Source organism: Streptomyces sp. NPDC002809, assembly GCF_040295435.1.
Classification (GTDB): Bacteria; Actinomycetota; Actinomycetes; order Streptomycetales; family Streptomycetaceae; genus Streptomyces.
The window spans coordinates 1-18,962 of sequence record NZ_JBEOVJ010000063.1 but is presented as its reverse complement, the minus strand read 5'-3'; the positions used below and the strand labels follow the sequence as shown (position 1 = coordinate 18,962).

Here is an 18,962-nt window from a genome sequence, read left to right as displayed (position 1 = left end):
AGAGAGCGCGATGCCGTACCGGAAAAGGGTCCTGCTGACGGCGGCCGCCGCCGCGCTGGGCGCCCTGGCGGGGCCGCAGGCCGCGCACGCCGTTCCGGACCCGGGCGGTCTGCACCTGGACGGCGGCGGTGCGTGCGAGTTCCCCATGAAGGAGCAGTTCGAGGGACGCCCGTGGCCGCTCCAGCGGGTGCTCCTCGACGAACTGTGGCAGGACACCCGGGGCAGGGGAATCCGCGTCGCCGTCATCGACACCGGGGTGGATGACACCAATCCTCAGCTCAGCGGCGCCGTGGACGCCTCCGCGGGCATCGACTACACCGACGGTGGCGGGAGCGACGGGACGGTGGACGAGGTCGGCCACGGCACCAAGGTCGCCGGCATCATCGCCGCACGCCCCCGTGGCGGCACCGGCTTCGTCGGCCTGGCCCCCGAGGCCACCGTCATCCCGATCCGTCAGAACGACGGACGGCACAACGGCAGGGACAGCGCGATGGCCGCCGCCATCGACCACGCGATCGCCGAGGGCGCCCAGGTCATCAACATCTCCCAGGACACCACCAGGCCGCTGGCCGACGACTCGCTGCTGGGCAGGGCGGTGGCGCGGGCGATCGCCGAGGACGTCGTGGTCGTCGCCGCCGCGGGCAACGGCGGCATGGACGGCATACGGAGAAGCACCTACCCCGCAGCCTTCGACGGTGTCCTCGCCGTCGCCGCGTCCGACCGGAACAACGAACGCGCCCCCTTCTCCCAGGCAGGGGATTTCGTGGGGGTCGCCGCCCCCGGTGTCGACATCGTCTCCACCGTCCCGGGCAACGGCCAGTGCACCGACAGCGGCACCAGCTTCTCCGCGCCGTACGTCACCGGGGTCGTCGCGCTGATGCGCGCCAAGTACCCGGACTGGACGGCGGCGCAGATCATCGCCCGTATCGAACAGACGGCGGAGCGCTCCGTCAACGGCCGTGACGCCTTCATCGGATGGGGTGTAGTCGATCCGGTCCGCGCCCTGTCCGGGGACGACGCTCCGCAGGGCGCCCCCCACCCGGACACGCCCGCCGCCGGGGCCCAGGCTCCGGAGCCGGCGCGCCTGGTGACGTCGGAGACCTCGCAGCAACGCAGCAAGCGGTACGCGACCTACGCACTGGCCGCGGCGGCCGTGCTGGTGGCCGTGGTGGCCGGTGCCGCGACCGTGGCGCGCGACCTCCGCAGACGCCGCGTTCCGCGCCGGAGGTGACTCTCACCGAGGCGGCCGGCCACTGCCGGGGGGTGCCGGGACGAGGCGCCGAAGTGGCTAGGGTGATCGCGGACTTGAGACGGGCGACGGGGGATCAGGGACCGGCCGGAGTGCTCCGGAGCCGGTGCGGCGACCCCTGCCCCGCACCCCCCAGCGAACCGAGGGAGGACCTCCGCATGACCAACCCCGCGGGCGGTTTCGGACTTGCCGACGAGCCGGTCATCCAGGCCAGGAACAAGATCGTCAAAACCGCCGAGGCGGTCTCCGCGCAGTCCAGGGAACTGGCCGACATCCTCTCGACGGCCGCGGCGGGATGGACCGGTGCCGGCGCCTCGGGGTTCACGTCCGCACAGCTCGTGATCAACGAGGACCACGACGAGATCCGCCGGCTGCTGAATGTGCTGCTCCACGCGGTGGGCAGTACGAAAAACCTCAGCAACGCCAATGACGAGGAGGTCCGCGCGGCCTTCAACGCGGTCAGGACACCGGCCTCGGCGGGCAACGCCTCGGGGCTCAACGGAGTCTGAACCGGTCCTTCCACCGCACCCGAAGCAGAGGAGAACCCGGATGGGGCACGACCCGCACACCAAGGTCAAGTACGAAAGCGTCCAGGAGATGGCGAACCGCATCCGCGTGGTGTCGCAGAACATCTGCCGCGACCTGGAGGAGATGGACGGCGCGCTCAAGGTGGTCACCGACACCTGGGACGGCGAGGCCCACACCGCGTACGTGGTGCTCCAGAACAAGTACCGGGGCAAGGCCGACGACATGAAGGGCCGCCTGGAGCACGTCGCGAGGATCATCGAGAACGGCAAGCACAACTACCGAGCCACTGACCTCAGGGCCTCACGCCTGTTCACCGAGGCGTACTGAAGGCGCGGGGCGGGAGGCACGGGGCCGTGCACAACAGGAGGGGCACGTTCGGGTGAACGTGCCCCTCCCGTATGCCCCGCCCCTACGTCAGATCGAACTCGCCGTCCCGGGCGCCGAGTACGAACGCGTGCCACTCGGCCTCCGTGTACCGCAGCACGGTGTCCGGGTCCAGCGAGGACCTCATCGCCACGGCCCCGCCCGGCAGATGCGCGATCTCGACGCGCTCCTCCGCCTCCTCGGTCCCGGGCGCACTCAGCCATTCCACCCCCGAGATGTCGAGTGCGTACAGCTCGTCCTTCTCCGCCTGCGTGCCCATGGTCAGGGTTCCTCTCCGTACGTGGTTCTGCACGGCACCGTACAGGCAGCGCCGCGGCCTTTGGCGAGGTCGCCGATTCCCCGGCGAACGGCGCTCTTCTGTGCTCCCGTGACGCCGTGCGCGCTCCCCCTCGCACGCCTCAGGGCCGCTCCGGAAGCCTTCCGGTCTGCACCAGCGCACTGCCGTGGCGCCGGGAGGCGAAGTACCCGCGCCCCGGCGGCATCGGGTGCCCCCGCACCGCACCGATGAGATCCCCCTCGGCCGGGTTTCCGGACAGCACCACCCCCTGCGCCCCCAGCTCCTTGATGCGCTGCATGAACACCTCGTACATCGCCCGCGAGGCCCCCGCCGAACTGCGCGCGATGACGAAGCGCACCCCGGTGTCGCGGGCGAACGGCAGATACTCCGCCAACGGGGCCAGCGGACCGCCCGCGCCCGTCGCCACCAGGTCGTAGTCGTCGACGACGACGAAGATCTGCGGACCCGTCCACCAGCTCCGGTCCCGCAGCTGCCGCGGAGTCACGTCGGCCGGGGGCTGCCGCCGCGCGAACACACCGGCCAGCGCCTCCATGTGCGTCCCCAGCGCATCAGCCGTCGGCGCGTACTCCAGCAGATGGCTCTCCGGCAGCGCGCCCAGCAGCCCGCGCCGGTAGTCCCCGACGACGAGCTTCGCCTCGTCGGGGGAGTACCGCTCCGCGATCTGCTTCGCGACCAGACGCAGCAGACCGGTCTTGCCCGACTCGCTCTCGCCGAAGACCAGGAAGAACGGATCGGTGTCGAAGTCGACGAACACCGGTTCCAGGTCGGTCTCGGCGATCCCGATCGCGATGCCGCGGTGCGGGAACTCGAACCCCTTCGGCAACCGCTCCGCGGGCAGCCTGAGCGGCAGCAGCCGTACGGCAGGTGCCGGAGCGCCCGCCCAGTTCTCCCGCACCGTGCCGACGAGTGCGGCGGTCGCGTCGGCGAGGCCCGTCGCGTCCGCGACCGAGTCGATGCGCGGCAGCGCGGCCATGAAGTGCAGCTTCTCCGCCACCTGGCCGCGGCCCGGCGCCCCGGCCGGCACCCGGCCCGCGACCTTCCGGTCGAACTCGGAGTCCATGACGTCACCGAGCCGCAGTTCGAGCCGTCCGAGGATCTGGTCCTTGAGCGCGGCGCGCACCTCCATGTAGCGCGCGGCCGACAGCACCACGTGGACTCCGTAGCCGAGACCGCGCGCGGCGATGTCCGTGACGACCGGCTCCAGCGACTCGTACTCGTTCCGGAACCCGCCCCAGCCGTCGATGACCAGGAAAACGTCCCCCCACGCCTCGCCGGGCAGTTCACCGAGAGCGCGCCCGCGCCGGTAGGTGGCGACGGAGTCGATGCCCCGGGCGCGGAAGAACTCCTCACGCCGGCTCAGCACCCCCGCCACCTCCGCGACCGTACGCCGCACCCGCTCCGGATCCAGCCGCGAGGCGATCTGCCCCACGTGCGGCAGCTCCGACAGCGGGGCAAGGCCGCCACCGCCGAAGTCGAGACCGTAGAACTGCACCTCCTGCGGGGTGTGCGTGAGCGCGAACGACGCGATCAGGGTCCGCAGCAGCGTCGACTTGCCGGACTGCGGCCCTCCGACCACCATCAGATGCCCAGCCGCCCCGGAGAAGTCGCGGTACAGCACCTCGCGCCGCTGCTCGACCGGCTTGTCGACCAGACCCAGCGGGACCGTCAGCCCGCCGGGCCGGTCGTACTCCGTGGCGGTGAATCCGCGCCCCGCGGCCGGCGCGAGCCCCGGCAGCAGCTGATCCAGCGCCGGGGCCCGGTCCAGCGGCGGCAGCCACACCTGATGGGCGGGCACCCCCTGACCCTCCAGCCGCCGCACGACCACATCGAGCACGGTGTCGGCCAACGCGTCGTCCCGCACCGGGCCGGCCGGCCGGGCGGCCCCGCCGGGTTCCGTCCCCGCCGACGGCACCGGCAGCGCGCGGAACACGGCGGCCCGCAGCGCGACCGGCACCTGACCCACGGCTTGGGCGGCGCCGCCCGTGCGGTACATCCCCGACACGTACGCCGCCTTGAACCGCACCATCTCCTCCGTACCGGACTTGAGGAGGCCCGAGCCCGGCACCGACGGCAGGTGGTACGCGTCCGGCACCCCCAGTACCGTCCGCGACTCGGCCGCCGAGAAGGTCCGCAGCCCGATCCGGTACGAGAGATACGTGTCCAGGCCGCGCAGCCTGCCCTCCTCCAGCCGCTGCGAGGCCAGCAGCAGATGCACACCCAGCGAACGGCCGATACGGCCGATCTGGATGAACATGTCGATGAAGTCGGGCTTGGCGGTGAGCAGTTCGGAGAACTCGTCGATCACCAGTACCAGCGATGCCAGCGGCTCCAGCGCCGCGCCCGCAGCCCGCGCCTTCTCGTAGTCGTGGATGTTGGCGAAGTTGCCCGCCGAGCGCAGCAGTTCCTGCCGGCGCTGGAGCTCCCCGCGGATCGCGTCGCCCATCCGGTCCACGAGTGCCAGGTCGTCGGCCAGGTTGGTGATCACCGCGGCCACGTGCGGCAGTTGCGCCATACCGCTGAAGGTCGCCCCGCCCTTGAAGTCCGCGAGCACGAAGTTCAGCGTCTCGGACGGGTGTGTGACCGCGAGCCCCAGCACCAGCGTCCGCAGCAGCTCAGACTTGCCGGATCCCGTCGCGCCGACGCACAGCCCGTGCGGCCCCATGCCGCCCTGGGCCGCCTCCTTGAGGTCCAGCATCACCGGCAGCCCGTCCTCGCCGGCCCCGATGGGCACCCGCAGCCGCTCGGAGACCGGTCGCGGCCGCCAGGCGCGTGCCACATCGACCGTGTCCGCGTCGCCGAGGTCCAGCAGTTCGGTGAAGTCCAGGTCGGACAGCAGCGGTTCGCCGTCCCGACCCCCGCCCGTCCGCAACGGCGCCAGCTGCCGGGCCAGCGCCTCGGCCACGGGCAGCGAGATGCCGTCCGGTACACCCTCGTGCACCGCACCCGTCCCCGACTCCACCCGCAGCAGACCCGGCCGCGCCATCACGGTGAGCCCGCCGCGGGCGGCGGCCGGTTCACCCCGCACCACCTCGACGACGGTCACGCCCTGGAGCCCCTCGGGTGCCGCCAACACCGAGCCGGGTGACTGCCACCCGCCGTCCACGACCACCACGATGTGCGGCTGGTCCGGCAGCGGCACGCTCTCCCCGCCGAACCGCGGCCGCCCCTCCAGCCGGCCGGCGAGCAACGGCTCCAGACCGGCCAGGTCCGCCGCGAACAGCCGCTTCGGGCCGGCCCCGTCGAACTGCCCCGGCACCTGCGCGTGCGGCAGCCACTTCGTCCAGTCCCAGCCCGCCACCGCTTCGGGCCCCGCCACGACCGCGACCACCAGGTCGTCGGGCGAGTGCAGCGTCACCAGCTGGGCCACCATCGCCCGCACCGCCGACCGGGCCGACTCCGGCAGGCCGCACACCGTCACCCGGTGGAACGCCCGTACCGGGAACGCCACAGGTAACCCGTTCAGCGAGCCGTGCACCGCCAGGAAACGCCGCAGCGCGCCCGCGCACACCGGCTCCGGATCGCCGGCCGGATCGGTGTCCGGCGCCGACAGGGGCGTCGACAGCCCCTGAACGCCGAGCCCGATCCGAACCTGCCCGAAGTCCTGGTCACCGGGCCGCCGTTCCCAGACCCGGACGCCCTCGGCCACCACCGTCCGAAGCTGTTCGGGGCCGGGGTGCAGATACAACTGCGCGTCACGCTGGGCGCGCGCGGTCCGGCGCACCGTACGCCGGGTATGCGCCAGATACATGAGGTAATCACGCCGGGCATCCGCCAACTGCCCCTGCGTCCCCCGCCGATGACGGACCAGCTGGGCGACCGCCATGGCGGCCGTCGACACCAGCATCAGCACACCCATGATCCGCATGAACGGCGGCGCCTGGGGCGAGAAGAAGAAGACCACCGACGAACCCATACCGAGCACCGGCAGGATCTGCATCAACCAGCCCTCCCGCTGCCCACGCGGAAGCGGGGGAGGGGCCTTCAACAATAGCCCGTCCGCAGGCAGTTCCGGCGGCACGGCCCGCGGTGGACGCTTCACGACGATCTGGCTCACCGGTGCATCAATCCCTCGGTACGGACGGGCCGGGGCGGAGGCCGGACTGACCCGCACCGGCGCCCCCGTGGCTGCCTCCGCCCACGGATCGGCCTCCGCGCGACCGCGATCCTATGTGCCGGACTCCTGCGGAGATTGCGGGATTCACCCTTTCCAGTAGGGTTGCGCGCGCATCGTGCGCAATTGCGGACCAGGGGGACCAGACACGTGAGTACGACCGCAGCGACCGGTTTCTGCCGCGTCACCGTCGTGGCACCCGACAGCCGCATCGACGTCGCGCTGCCCGAGGACCTCGCCGTCGCCGACGTCTGCCCGGAGGTCCTCCGCCTCACCGGCCGGACCCAGGCCGTCGCCACTCCCACCGGCTACCACCTCGTACGACGCGACGGCACCGTCCTCGACGACACCCGCACCCTCGCCGCCCAGCAGGTGCTCGACGGCGAGATCCTCAGCCTGCGTCCGTTCGCCGAATCGCTGCCGCCCGCCGTGTTCGACGACGTCCCGGACGCCATCGCCTCGGCCGTGAGCCGCGACCGCCATCTCTGGAGCGACGACCTGCTGCGCGGCGCAGGCCCGGCGGGCGCAGCCCTGCTCCTGGTCCTGCTGGGTTTCGTCCTCTGGTTCGCCGACCCTGTCCACCACGACATGCACGGCCTTCCCGGCCTCATCGCGGGCGCCACCGGAGTGTTGCTCACCGCCTTCGCCGGGGTGCGCGCCCGGGTCTACGCGGACCGGACCACCGCCGTCGCGCTCGGCCTCGGCGCCCTGCCCCTCGTCCTCGTCGCGGGCTCCGGCATCATCGGCCCGGACGCCGGCCAGGGGCCGGGCAGGCTTCAGCTCCTGCTCGGCTGCGTCGCGGTGCTGGTCGCCACCGTCGTCCTGGTCGCCGTCACCCCGGGCGGCGACGCCCCGTTCGTCGCGGCGGCCTTCCTCGCCGCCGCGGGCGCCCTGGCGGCCTTCGCCGCGATCCTCACCGCGTCCTCCGCCGCCGCGGCGGCAGCCGTCTGCGCCCCGGCCGCCATCGGGCTCGTCGCCTTCCTGCCCGGCCTCTCGGCCCGCTTCGCCCGGCTCCCCGTCGGGGACGCCCCGCAGCGCCCCGCCCGGACCGGCTACGACGACCCCTTCGCCGATCCCGGCGCAGGCCACCGGGACGCCCCCGTCGACGCCGCGCACATCGCGGAGCGCGCGCGGCGAGGCCACGAGCTCCTGCTCGGCCTCGTCGGAGGCTGCGCGGCCCTCGTCGCCGCGTCCGCCGCGGTGCTCGGCTTCTCCGGCGACGCCCGGGGGCAGCTCCTCGCCCTGGCCGCCGGGCTCGCCACGCTGCTGCGGGCCAGGCTCTTCCGCTACACCTCGCAGGTCGTCTGCCTGCTCGCGGCGGGCCTCGGAGCCCTCGCCCTGCTGGTCCTCGGCCTCGCGCTGAATCCGCCCGCGGGCCTGGCGGCGGAGCCGGCCCGGTACGGAGACGGCGGCTCGCTCGACATCCGTACGGTGTGGCTTTCCGCGGCCGTCGCCGCCGGTGCGGCCCTGCTGACCGCGGCGGGGCTGATCGTCCCCCGCAAGGGCCTCTCCCCCTTCTGGGGCCGGGCCCTGGACCTGACGGAGAGCGCGCTCCTGCTCTCCCTCGTACCGCTCTGCATGGCGGTCCTCGACGTCTTCGCGCGAGCCAGGGCCCTCACGGGCTGAGGCCAGTCGGAGCCGCTCCGAACGGCTGGTAGTCTGGCTGTGGCCGTTTGTGTACGCGTTCCCGGTTGTCTCTGGGGGCTGCGCTCATCGGACCTTCGCTCCCGAGTCACTCAAGCTCCCCTGAGATCAAGACCAGGGGCACTCGTGGGCGCATCGAACACCAAGAGGAGTACCGCGTGCCGCTCGACGCCGCTACGAAGAAGCAGATCATGACCGAGTTCGCGCAGAAGGAGGGCGACACCGGTTCCCCCGAGGTTCAGGTCGCCATGCTTTCGCGCCGCATCTCGGACCTGACGGAGCACCTCAAGACGCACAAGCACGACCACCACTCCCGTCGTGGTCTGCTGATCCTGGTCGGCCAGCGTCGCCGCCTCCTGCAGTACCTGGCCAAGAAGGACATCCAGCGCTTCCGTGCGCTCGTCGACCGCCTCGGCATCCGCCGTGGCGCGGCCGGCGGCGCCAAGTAAGGACGCTGTGAAAGGGAGCGGTTCCCACTTCTAGGGGGCCGCTCCCTTTGCCGTACGTGCGGTACCGGGGGCAACCTCAGTAACCTGGACGTACAACAACAAGACGAGGAGAGGCGCGCCCCGGCCGCCGCCGGTCCTCGGTAGTGGCCTCCGGGACAACGCCCGGGAGCTTCGATCGAAGACCGGCCCCGCACACACGGTGCGCCTCTCCGCACCGTCCCGCGCCACACGGGCGTACGGACGAAAGACGACGAGTATGGAGAAAACACTAGTGGAGAACGAGACCCACTACGCCGAGGCCGTTATCGACAACGGAACCTTCGGCACCCGCACCATCCGCTTCGAGACGGGCCGCCTTGCCAAGCAGGCCGCCGGCTCCGCCGTCGCGTACCTGGACGACGACACCATGGTGCTGTCGGCCACCACCGCTTCCAAGCGGCCCAAGGACCAGCTCGACTTCTTCCCCCTCACGGTGGACGTCGAGGAGCGGCAGTACGCCGCAGGCAAGATCCCCGGCTCCTTCTTCCGCCGGGAGGGACGTCCCTCCGAGGACGCGATCCTCACCTGCCGCCTGATCGACCGCCCGCTGCGCCCCTCCTTCAAGAAGGGCCTGCGCAACGAGATCCAGATCGTCGAGACGATCATGGCGCTCAACCCCGACCACCTGTACGACGTGGTCGCGATCAACGCCGCCTCCGCTTCCACGATCCTGGCGGGCCTGCCCTTCTCCGGCCCGATCGGCGCCACCCGCGTCGCCCTGATCAAGGGCCAGTGGGTCGCGTTCCCGACGCACACCGAGCTCGAGGACGCGGTCTTCGACATGGTCGTCGCCGGTCGCGTCCTCGAGGACGGCGACGTCGCGATCATGATGGTCGAGGCCGAGGCCACCGAGAAGACCATCCAGCTCGTCCAGGACGGTGCCGAGGCCCCGACCGAAGAGGTCGTCGCCGCCGGTCTGGAAGCCGCGAAGCCCTTCATCAAGGCGCTCTGCAAGGCCCAGTCGGACCTCGCCGCCAAGGCTGCCAAGCCCACCGGCGAGTTCCCGGTCTTCCTCGACTACCAGGACGACGTCCTGGAGGCCCTCAGCAAGGCCGTCAGCACCGAGCTCGCCAAGGCGCTCACCATCGCCGGCAAGCAGGAGCGCGAGGCCGAGCTGGACCGCATCAAGGAGATCGCGGGCGAGAAGCTCCTCCCGGCCTTCGAGGGCCGCGAGAAGGAGATCTCCGGTGCCTACCGCGCGCTGACCAAGAAGCTGGTCCGCGAGCGCGTCATCAAGGACAAGGTCCGCATCGACGGCCGCGGCGTCACGGACATCCGTACGCTCGCCGCCGAGGTCGAGGCCATCCCGCGCGTGCACGGCTCGGCGCTCTTCGAGCGTGGCGAGACCCAGATCCTGGGCGTCACCACCCTCAACATGCTCCGGATGGAGCAGCAGCTGGACACCCTTTCCCCGGTGACCCGCAAGCGCTACATGCACAACTACAACTTCCCGCCGTACTCCGTCGGTGAGACCGGCCGCGTGGGCTCGCCCAAGCGCCGCGAGATCGGCCACGGTGCGCTCGCCGAGCGCGCCATCGTGCCGGTGCTGCCGTCGCGCGAGGAGTTCCCCTACGCGATCCGCCAGGTCTCCGAGGCGCTGGGCTCCAACGGCTCGACGTCCATGGGCTCGGTCTGCGCCTCCACCATGTCCCTGCTGAACGCCGGTGTGCCCCTCAAGGCCGCCGTCGCCGGTATCGCCATGGGCCTGATCTCGCAGGAGATCGACGGCAAGACCCACTACGTCGCCCTCACCGACATCCTCGGTGCCGAGGACGCGTTCGGTGACATGGACTTCAAGGTCGCCGGTACGAAGCAGTTCGTCACCGCGCTCCAGCTCGACACCAAGCTCGACGGCATCCCCGCCTCGGTCCTGGCCGCCGCGCTGAAGCAGGCCCGTGACGCGCGCCTCCACATCCTCGACGTGATGAACGAGGCCATCGACGTCCCGGACGAGATGTCCCCGAACGCCCCGCGGATCATCACCGTCAAGATCCCGGTGGACAAGATCGGTGAGGTCATCGGCCCCAAGGGCAAGATGATCAACCAGATCCAGGAGGACACCGGCGCCGACATCACGATCGAGGACGACGGCACCATCTACATCGGTGCCCAGCAGGGCTCGCAGGCCGAGGCCGCGCGCGCCACGATCAACGCGATCGCCAACCCGACCATGCCGGAGGTCGGCGAGCGCTACCTGGGTACGGTCGTCAAGACCACCACCTTCGGTGCGTTCGTCTCCCTGATGCCCGGCAAGGACGGCCTGCTGCACATCTCGCAGATCCGCAAGCTCGCCGGTGGCAAGCGCGTGGAGAACGTCGAGGACGTGCTCGGCGTCGGTGCCAAGGTCCAGGTCGAGATCGCGGAGATCGACTCCCGCGGCAAGCTCTCTCTCATCCCCGTCGTCGAGGGTGAAGAGGACGAGAAGAAGGACGACACCGACAAGTGACGTCCCGTAGTTCCGTGACGACGGCCCGCCCCTCTTCGGAGGGGCGGGCCGTCGCCCGTACCCAAACGCTTCTCAAGGGCACCAACGGCATCGGCACGGTCCGTCGCACGGTCCTTCCCGGCGGCCTGCGCATCGTCACCGAGACGCTGCCCTCCGTACGCTCCGCCACCTTCGGCATCTGGGCCAACGTCGGATCACGCGACGAGACCCCGACGCTGAACGGCGCGACGCACTACCTCGAACACCTCCTCTTCAAGGGCACCGACAAGCGCAGTGCCCTCGACATCTCGTCCGCGATCGACGCGGTCGGCGGCGAGATGAACGCCTTCACGGCGAAGGAGTACACCTGTTACTACGCGCGGGTCCTCGACACGGACCTGCCGCTGGCCATCGATGTCGTCTGCGACATGCTGACCGGCTCCCTGATCGCCTCCGAGGACGTCGACGCCGAGCGCGGCGTCATCCTCGAAGAGATCGCGATGACGGAGGACGACCCGGGCGACTGCGTGCACGACCTGTTCGCGCACACCATGCTCGGCGACACCCCGCTGGGCCGCCCGGTCCTCGGCACGGTCGACACGATCAACGCCCTGAACCGCGGCCAGATCGCCCGCTTCTACAAGAAGCACTACGACCCCACGCACCTGGTCGTCGCCGCGGCAGGCAACGTCGACCACGCCACGGTCGTACGCCAGGTCCGCAAGGCCTTCGACCGCGCCGGAGCGCTCTCCCGCACCGACGCCGTTCCGACGGCGCCGCGCGAGGGCTCCCGCACGCTGCGCACCGCGGGCCGGGTCGAAGTGCAGAACCGCAAGACCGAGCAGGCCCACGTGGTCCTCGGCATGCCGGGGCTGGCCCGCACCGACGAGCGCCGCTGGGCGCTCGGCGTGCTCAACACCGCCCTCGGCGGCGGCATGAGCTCCCGCCTCTTCCAGGAGGTACGGGAGAAGCGCGGCCTGGCCTACAGCGTCTACTCGTACACCTCGGGCTTCGCGGACTGCGGACTCTTCGGCGTGTACGCGGGCTGCCGGCCCAGCCAGGTCCACGACGTCCTCAAGATCTGCCGCGACGAGATCGACCGCGTCGCGTCGGACGGACTCGGCGACGAGGAGATCAGCCGCGCGATCGGCCAGCTCTCCGGCTCCACCGTCCTCGGCCTGGAGGACACCGGCGCCCTGATGAACCGGATCGGCAAGAGCGAACTGTGCTGGGGCGAGCAGATGTCGGTCGACGACATGCTGGCCCGCATCGCGCAGGTGACACCGGACGACGTCCGCTCGGTGGCGGGCGAGGTCCTCGGACACCGCCCCTCGCTCTCCGTCATCGGCCCGCTCAAGGACAAGCAGGCCGGCCGCCTCGACGAAGCGGTCTCCTAATCCCTTTGTAAGGAAGCAGAGCAATGAGCAAGCTGCGCGTAGCCGTTCTCGGCGCCGGGGGCCGTATCGGCTCCGAGGCGGTACGAGCGGTCGAGGCCGCCGACGACATGGAACTGGTGGCCGCACTCGGCCGCGGCGACAAGCTGGAGTCCCTCACGGACGCCGGCGCCCAGGTCGTCGTCGAGCTCACCACCCCCTCGTCGGTGATGGAGAACCTCGACTTCTGCACCGGCCACGGCATCCACGCCGTGGTCGGCACCACCGGCTGGACCGACGAACGGCTCGCGCAGCTCACCGCCTGGCTGTCCCGCTCTCCGGAGACCGGAGTGCTCATCGCGCCGAACTTCTCCATCGGCGCCGTCCTCACGATGAAGTTCGCGCAGCAGGCAGCCCGCTACTTCGAGTCGGTCGAGGTCATCGAGCTCCACCACCCCAACAAGGCCGACGCCCCGTCCGGCACCGCGGCCCGCACCGCCCAGCTGATCGCCGAGGCCCGTCGCGAGGCGGGCTGCGCACCCCAGCCGGACGCCACCGCCACGGCACTGGACGGCGCGCGAGGCGCCGACGTGGACGGCATCCCGGTCCACTCGGTACGGCTCCGCGGCCTCCTGGCCCACCAGGAGGTGCTGCTGGGGGGCGAGGGCGAGACCCTCACCATCCGGCACGACTCCCTGCACCACAGCAGCTTCATGCCGGGCATCCTGCTCGGAGCACGCCGCGTGGTGACCACGCCGGGCCTCACGTTCGGCCTGGAAAACTTCCTCGACCTGAACTGACTGAGTCCACCGCCATGCGCGCAAAGATCACTTATACCGTCACCGCCGCCGTCCTGGTCTTCTACTTCGTCCTGGTCGGCAGCCGAGGTGTCCTGCTCATCAAGCACGGCACGCTGCTGACGGTGACCTTCGGGGTCGCCGTGCTGATCCTTCCGGTCATCGGCATCTGGTTCCTCTGGAAGAACACCCAGTTCGTCCAGCGGGCCAACGCCCTGGCAGCCGAACTCGACGCCGAGGGCGGCCTGCCCGTCGACGACCTGGTCCGTACCCCGAGCGGGCGTATCGACCGGGACTCCGCCGACGCGGCGTTCGCCCGCCGCCGGGAGGAGACGGAGGACGCCCCGGACGACTGGCGCTGCTGGTTCCGCCTCGCTGTCGCCTACCAGGACGCCCGGGACACCCCCAGGGCCAGAAAGGCCATGCAGCGGGCCATCGCCCTCCACAGAGGCCGCACACCGGCCTCAGCGGCCCCGTCCGGCAACTAGCACGTTCCCGCACGACAAGACCGTCCGGCGTTCATCACGAACGCCGGACGGTCTCGTCGTTTCCGCTGAGGGCAGGCGAGCCCTCAGTGCTGCCGGTACTCGTCCCCCCACGCCTCGATCGTGTCGGCGGCCCTGTCGAACGCCTCACCGCGCGCCAGGAAGTCCGCGTTGGAGTCGGTGAGCAGCGGTGGCACCGCGTCCCCACCCTTGCGTACGACGATCAGGGCCTGGCCCTGCACCGTGCGGGGGAACCCGAGCCACTTCACCGGCTGCTGCACCGTACGCACCGCGGCGGCGCGGTTCCACGGCACGGTCGTCGTCCGGAAGAAGCCCACCCGGCGTACACCGTGCCGGCTCACCCAGGCGCCGATCCGCAGCATCCGCAGGGCGCAGATGATCACCGCGAGGGCCAGGGCGAGGCATGCGCCGGCCCCGGGCAGCGCCCCTGCGAACGCCGTGATCATCCCGGCGAACAGGATGAACGAGGCAAGCAGCAGCAGGCCGGCCGCAGCGGCGACACGCCAGGGCCCGGGGCGGTAGGGGCGCCGCCAGCTGTCGTGGTCGTCGAACGGCAGCGCGACGTCCTCAGCGCTCGCGTCAAATGCGCGGTCGGCCGTCAGAAAGGGCAGGGGCACGACTGATCCTCACTCACAAGCACGCTCGATTGCTGTGCCCGGTGAGGCTACCGAGGAGCGTACCGACCGGGCCACCCCAGGGGGCCCGGTCGGGTCAGCGCCCCTGTGCGGCCTCGGCCTGCTGATGGTGCAGCGGCGACTGTTCGGGAGCCAGGGCGGGCAGACCGAGCAGCAGCGATCCGGCGAGTCCGGCGACCACGGCGAGCCCGGTGAGGGTGCGGCCCGCCTTCTCGGACAGGGAGACGCGCTCCCGCGGGGGCGGTGTGACGTTACTGCGGAATCGGTCGGCCTCGGCTACGAACGAGAACGGGACGGATTCACGCCGGCGGAACATGAGGTAACTCTCCTTGAACTCTGATTCGGGTGGTGCTAATGAGTCAGACGCACGGGAAGCCCGATCGGTGCCCCGAATCGCCGGATTGGCCGAAGAAATCCCGGGACGGGCGGTGCGGACGGCGTTGTCAGTGGCTGCCCGTAGAGTGGGCGCCGCCCGAGCGACGCCATTGGAAGGACCCCGCCGGTGACCGAGACCCCCGAGCCCGCAAAGCCCAGCTTCCGCAGCGATGTCACCGTTGACCTGGTGAAACACGCCGCCGGTGATTCCGACGTGCTGTTCGCCGCCCGTGTTTCCACGGCCGGTGAGCAGTCCCTCGAAGAGGTCACCAAGGACCCTGAGCGCTCCAAGGGGCTCATCAACTACCTGATGCGGGACCGGCACGGAAGCCCGTTCGAGCACAACTCGATGACCTTCTTCATCAGCGCCCCGATCTTCGTGTTCCGCGAGTTCATGCGCCACCGCGTCGGCTGGTCGTACAACGAGGAATCGGGCCGCTACCGGGAGCTGGAGCCGGTGTTCTACGTCCCGGGGGAGTCCCGCAAGCTCGTCCAGCAGGGCCGTCCCGGCAAGTACGAGTTCGTCGAGGGGACCGAGGCGCAGGCGGAGCTCACCGGCCGTGTCATGGAGGACTCGTACCGCCAGGCGTACGACGCCTACCAGGAGATGCTGGCGGCAGGCGTGGCCCGCGAGGTCGCCCGTGCGGTCCTCCCGGTGGGCCTGTTCTCCTCGATGTACGCCACGTGCAACGCCCGCTCGCTGATGCACTTCCTCGGGCTGCGCACGCAGCACGAGCTGGCGAAGGTTCCCTCGTTCCCGCAGCGGGAGATCGAGATGGTCGGAGAGCAGATGGAGGCGCACTGGGCGCAGCTCATGCCGCTCACCCATGCAGCCTTCAACAAAAACGGACGCGTTGCCCCGTAAGTGGTGTCCGTATTGCGGCGTTTCGTGAAGTTCATCTAGGCTGATCAAACGGACCCGGCACTGCTTGAACCCCCGAGCAGGCAGTGCCGGGCTCCTCTTGCTTGTCCCCCCGAGGGGACACCGGGCGCCGAGCAACGAGTAGCGTGGTACCCATGGCTCCGATCTCCACTCCGCAGACCCCCTTCGGGCGGGTCCTCACCGCGATGGTCACGCCCCTCACGGCGGACGGCGCGCTCGACCTCGACGGCGCCCAGCGGCTCGCCACCCACCTGGTGGACGCAGGCAACGACGGCCTGATCATCAACGGCACCACCGGTGAGTCCCCGACCACCAGCGACGTGGAGAAAGACCAGCTCGTGCGGGCTGTGCTGGAGGCCGTCGGAGACCGGGCGCACGTCATCGCCGGCATCGGTACCAACGACACCCGCCACAGCGTCGAGCTCGCCCGCACGGCCGAGCGCACCGGCGCCCACGGCCTTCTCGCGGTCACCCCGTACTACAACAAGCCGCCGCAGGAGGGCCTCCTCCGCCACTTCACGGCGATCGCGGACTCCACCGGCCTGCCGGTGATGCTCTACGACATTCCCGGGCGCAGCGGTGTGCCGATCGACACGGAGACCCTGGTCCGGCTGGCCGAGCACCCGCGCATCGTGGCCAACAAGGACGCCAAGGGCGACCTCGGCCGCGCCAGCTGGGCCATCGCACAGTCCGGCCTGGCCTGGTACTCGGGCGACGACATGCTGAACCTGCCGCTCCTGTCGGTCGGCGCGGTCGGTTTCGTCTCCGTCGTCGGCCATGTCGTCACCCCGGACCTGCGCGCCCTCATCGAGGCTTACCTCGGCGGCGACGTACAGAAGGCCACGGAGATCCACCAGAAGCTGCTGCCGGTGTTCACGGGCATGTTCCGTACGCAGGGTGTGATCACCACCAAGGCCGCGCTGACCCTCCAGGGCCTCCCGGCGGGTCCGCTGCGCCTCCCTCTGGTGGAACTCAGCGCACAGGAAACGGCACAGCTCAAGATCGATCTCGCCGCCGGTGGGGTACAGCTGTAACCACAGACTTCACAACTGAATAGGCGAAGAACCTTCGCGACAGAGCAACACCAAAGACAACAGCAAGTGCACGAATGACATGCGCGCCACGTGCCCAAGCGGTACGTGGCGTGCGTGGTAAGGAGAGTCTTTTGAGTCATCCGCATCCTGAACTCGGCACCCCGCCGAAGCTCCCGAAGGGCGGCCTGCGGGTCACCCCTCTGGGCGGCCTCGGCGAAATCGGCCGCAACATGACGGTCTTCGAGTACGGCGGCCGCCTGCTCATCGTCGACTGCGGCGTTCTCTTCCCGGAGGAGGAGCAGCCCGGAATCGACCTGATCCTTCCGGACTTCACCACCATCCGGGACCGTCTCGACGATGTCGAGGGCATCGTCCTGACGCACGGACACGAGGACCACATCGGTGGTGTCCCGTATCTGCTGCGCCTGAAGCCGGACATCCCGCTCATCGGCTCCAAGCTGACCCTCGCGCTCATCGAGGCGAAGCTCCAGGAGCACCGGATCCGTCCGTACACCCTTGAGGTCAAGGAGGGGCAGCGCGAGCGGCTCGGAGTCTTCGACTGCGAGTTCATCGCGGTCAACCACTCCATCCCCGACGCTCTCGCGGTCGCCATCCGCACGCCTGCGGGCATGGCCGTCGCCACCGGCGACTTCAAGATGGACCAGCTGCCGCTGGACGGCCGCCTCACCGACCTGCACGCGTTCGCCCTGCTGAGCGAGGAAGGCATCGACCTTCTGCTCTCCGACTCGACGAACGCCGAGGTCCCGGGCTTCGTACCGCCGGAGCGGGACATCTCCAACGTCCTGCGCACGGTCTTCGCCAACGCGCAGAAGCGCATCATCGTGGCGAGCTTCGCGAGCCATGTGCACCGCATCCAGCAGATCCTCGACACGGCCCACGAATACGGCCGCCGGGTCGCCTTCGTCGGACGTTCGATGGTCCGGAACATGGGCATCGCCCGTGACCTGGGCTATCTGAAGGTTCCCGCGGGCCTGGTCGTCGACGTGAAGACCCTCGACGACCTGCCGGACGACGAGGTCGTGCTGGTCTGCACGGGCTCGCAGGGCGAGCCGATGGCGGCTCTGTCCCGCATGGCCAACCGCGACCACCAGATCCGCATCGTCCAGGGCGACACCGTCATCCTGGCCTCGTCCCTGATCCCGGGTAACGAGAACGCGGTCTACCGCGTGATCAACGGTCTGACCCGCTGGGGTGCCAACGTCGTCCACAAGGGCAACGCCAAGGTCCACGTCTCGGGCCACGCCTCGGCCGGCGAGCTGCTGTACTTCTACAACATCTGCAAGCCGAAGAACCTGATGCCGGTTCACGGCGAATGGCGCCACCTGAGGGCCAACGCGGAACTGGGCGCCCTCACCGGCGTCCCGAAGGACCACATCGTCATCGCGGAGGACGGCGTGGTCGTCGACCTGATCGACGGCAAGGCCAAGATCGTCGGCAAGGTCCAGGCCGGCTATGTGTACGTCGACGGCCTCTCGGTCGGCGATGTCACCGAGACCTCCCTCAAGGACCGTCGCATCCTCGGTGACGAGGGGATCATCTCCGTCTTCATCGTGGTCGACAGCTCCTCCGGCAAGATCGTGGGCGGCCCCCACATCCAGGCCCGGGGCTCCGGCATCGACGACTCGGCGTTCAGCGCGGTCGTGCCGAAGGTCGAGGAGGCTCTCAACAAGTCGGCGCAGGACGGCGTCATGGAGCCCCACCAGCTCCAGCAGCTGGTCCGCCGCACGGTGGGCAAGTGGGTCTCCGACACCTACCGTCGGCGTCCGATGATCCTTCCCGTGGTCGTCGAGGTCTGATCCCGACAGGTGTGAACTCCGGAGCGGGGCCCCCGATTTGCATCGGGGAGCCCCGCTCCAGTACGTTTACGTCTCCGCCTCACCGGGAACCACCGCGCACACACGTGTGCCGGTAGCCCCGCAGAGGGGCGGAAATCCCGGCTCATCACTTCTGATAAAGTCGGGTCCGCCGAAAGGCAAGGCCACTTCAACGGTCATCAGAATTCAAATCCGGACCGGAAACGGAACGAATTGGGTCTGGTAAGGTTGAAACCGCTGGAAAGGGAAAGCGCGAAAGCGAAGAACTGGAAAGCGAAAATGCGAGGCCCGCTTCGACCGGAAATCGGACACGAAAGAGTCTGATAGAGTCGGAAACGCAAGACCGAAGGGAAGCGCCCGGAGGAAAGCCCCAGAAAATGTTCTGAGGGTGAGTACA

At 70.0% G+C, this 18,962-nt stretch carries 16 protein-coding genes; 12 read left to right on the top strand and 4 right to left on the bottom strand.

All coding sequences use genetic code 11. The features are described from left to right. Positions 1-10 precede the first annotated feature (10 nt). From mycP to ABT025_RS28875, 3 genes are all read left to right on the top strand, one after another. Complete coding sequence (gene mycP, locus ABT025_RS28885; protein ID WP_351000645.1) at positions 11-1,231, top strand: type VII secretion-associated serine protease mycosin; 1,221 nt, start codon at positions 11-13, stop codon at positions 1,229-1,231. Positions 1,232-1,407: 176 nt separating this feature from the next. Continuing rightward, the gene (locus ABT025_RS28880; protein ID WP_351000642.1) at positions 1,408-1,758 is read left to right on the top strand and encodes a hypothetical protein; all 351 of its coding nucleotides are present in this window, start codon (positions 1,408-1,410) and stop codon (positions 1,756-1,758) included. A 40-nt stretch (positions 1,759-1,798) separates the two neighbouring features. Further along, positions 1,799-2,104: a WXG100 family type VII secretion target gene (locus ABT025_RS28875; protein ID WP_351000639.1), complete on the top strand. Its 306-nt coding sequence runs from the start codon at positions 1,799-1,801 to the stop codon at positions 2,102-2,104. 82 nt (positions 2,105-2,186) lie between these two features. On the opposite strand, the gene ABT025_RS28870 is transcribed toward ABT025_RS28875, so the two are convergent. Together ABT025_RS28870 and eccCa are read right to left on the bottom strand one after the other, a co-directional pair. Next, the gene (locus ABT025_RS28870; RefSeq protein WP_351000634.1) at positions 2,187-2,420 is read right to left on the bottom strand and encodes a DUF397 domain-containing protein; all 234 of its coding nucleotides are present in this window, start codon (positions 2,418-2,420) and stop codon (positions 2,187-2,189) included. Positions 2,421-2,559: 139 nt separating this feature from the next. Next, on the bottom strand, positions 2,560-6,513 hold the full coding sequence (eccCa, locus tag ABT025_RS28865; protein WP_351000631.1) for a type VII secretion protein EccCa: 3,954 nt from the start codon (positions 6,511-6,513) through the stop codon (positions 2,560-2,562). 207 nt (positions 6,514-6,720) lie between these two features. Between eccCa and eccD the strand changes: the two genes are divergently transcribed. The 6 genes from eccD to ABT025_RS28835 all read left to right on the top strand — a co-directional run bounded on the left by eccD (position 6,721) and on the right by ABT025_RS28835 (position 13,785). Beyond that, positions 6,721-8,196: a type VII secretion integral membrane protein EccD gene (gene eccD / locus ABT025_RS28860; protein ID WP_351000628.1), complete on the top strand. Its 1,476-nt coding sequence runs from the start codon at positions 6,721-6,723 to the stop codon at positions 8,194-8,196. A 176-nt stretch (positions 8,197-8,372) separates the two neighbouring features. Beyond that, complete coding sequence (rpsO, locus tag ABT025_RS28855; protein ID WP_018551846.1) at positions 8,373-8,663, top strand: 30S ribosomal protein S15; 291 nt, start codon at positions 8,373-8,375, stop codon at positions 8,661-8,663. Between the two features lie 271 nt (positions 8,664-8,934). Beyond that, positions 8,935-11,148, top strand: a complete 2,214-nt coding sequence (locus ABT025_RS28850; RefSeq protein ID WP_351000709.1) for a polyribonucleotide nucleotidyltransferase — start codon at positions 8,935-8,937, stop codon at positions 11,146-11,148. After that, positions 11,145-12,524, top strand: coding sequence for a M16 family metallopeptidase (locus ABT025_RS28845; RefSeq protein WP_351000623.1), 1,380 nt, complete (start codon positions 11,145-11,147; stop codon positions 12,522-12,524). The genes ABT025_RS28850 and ABT025_RS28845 overlap by 4 nt, the downstream gene beginning before the upstream one ends. Before the next feature lie 23 nt (positions 12,525-12,547). Continuing rightward, positions 12,548-13,300, top strand: a complete 753-nt coding sequence (gene dapB / locus ABT025_RS28840; RefSeq protein ID WP_351000621.1) for a 4-hydroxy-tetrahydrodipicolinate reductase — start codon at positions 12,548-12,550, stop codon at positions 13,298-13,300. A 14-nt stretch (positions 13,301-13,314) separates the two neighbouring features. Continuing rightward, positions 13,315-13,785 (top strand): tetratricopeptide repeat protein, encoded by a 471-nt coding sequence (locus ABT025_RS28835; protein WP_351000618.1) that lies wholly within the window; start codon positions 13,315-13,317, stop codon positions 13,783-13,785. An 83-nt stretch (positions 13,786-13,868) separates the two neighbouring features. On the opposite strand, the gene ABT025_RS28830 is transcribed toward ABT025_RS28835, so the two are convergent. Both ABT025_RS28830 and ABT025_RS28825 read right to left on the bottom strand, forming a co-directional pair. Continuing rightward, positions 13,869-14,420 carry an SCO5741 family PH domain-containing membrane protein gene (locus ABT025_RS28830; RefSeq protein ID WP_351000615.1) on the bottom strand — a complete coding sequence of 184 codons (552 nt, stop codon included), beginning with the start codon at positions 14,418-14,420 and terminating at the stop codon, positions 13,869-13,871. A 94-nt stretch (positions 14,421-14,514) separates the two neighbouring features. Next, complete coding sequence (locus ABT025_RS28825) at positions 14,515-14,754, bottom strand: hypothetical protein (protein WP_351000613.1); 240 nt, start codon at positions 14,752-14,754, stop codon at positions 14,515-14,517. A 186-nt stretch (positions 14,755-14,940) separates the two neighbouring features. Here ABT025_RS28825 and thyX point away from each other — a divergent pair, with 186 nt between their 5' ends. The 3 genes from thyX (at position 14,941) to ABT025_RS28810 (ending at position 18,547) form a co-directional block, all read left to right on the top strand. Next, positions 14,941-15,678 carry an FAD-dependent thymidylate synthase gene (gene thyX / locus ABT025_RS28820; protein ID WP_351000610.1) on the top strand — a complete coding sequence of 246 codons (738 nt, stop codon included), beginning with the start codon at positions 14,941-14,943 and terminating at the stop codon, positions 15,676-15,678. 152 nt (positions 15,679-15,830) lie between these two features. Further along, on the top strand, positions 15,831-16,730 hold the full coding sequence (dapA, locus tag ABT025_RS28815) for a 4-hydroxy-tetrahydrodipicolinate synthase (protein ID WP_351000607.1): 900 nt from the start codon (positions 15,831-15,833) through the stop codon (positions 16,728-16,730). A gap of 131 nt (positions 16,731-16,861) precedes the next feature. After that, the gene (locus ABT025_RS28810) at positions 16,862-18,547 is read left to right on the top strand and encodes a ribonuclease J (RefSeq protein WP_351000605.1); all 1,686 of its coding nucleotides are present in this window, start codon (positions 16,862-16,864) and stop codon (positions 18,545-18,547) included. The last annotated feature ends 415 nt before the right edge of the window (positions 18,548-18,962 follow it).